The sequence below is a fragment of the Mesorhizobium sp. M4B.F.Ca.ET.214.01.1.1 genome (assembly GCF_004791545.1).
Classification (GTDB): domain Bacteria; phylum Pseudomonadota; class Alphaproteobacteria; order Rhizobiales; family Rhizobiaceae; genus Mesorhizobium; species Mesorhizobium abyssinicae.
This window is the reverse complement of sequence record NZ_SRUX01000267.1, coordinates 1-289: the sequence shown is the minus strand read 5'-3', so window position 1 is coordinate 289 and position 289 is coordinate 1. Positions and strand designations below refer to the sequence as shown.

Genomic DNA, 289 nt, shown 5'->3' with positions numbered 1-289 from the left:
GGTGGACGCCGCGCGTGCCAGGACGGAGGAGATCGCGAACAAGATCTCCATCCTCGTCAATTCGGCGGGCATTGCCGGCCCCGCCGCCCCGCTCGATACCTACGACGTCGATGTGTGGAAGAAAATCATCGACGTCAACGTCAACGGCACCTTCTACGTCAACCGCGCCGTGGTGCCGGGGATGAAGGAGCGCAATTACGGGCGCATCGTCAACATCGCCTCGGTCGCAGGCAAGGAGGGCAACCCCAACGCCGCCGCCTATTCGGCCTCGAAGGCCGCCGTCATCGGC

The 289-nt window shown here is 64.7% G+C and carries 1 protein-coding gene; it reads left to right on the top strand.

Annotation, left to right across the window (positions count from 1 at the left end):
* A partial coding sequence (locus tag EN857_RS34195) for an SDR family NAD(P)-dependent oxidoreductase (RefSeq protein ID WP_135897740.1) occupies window positions 1-289 on the top strand: 289 nt, incomplete at both ends.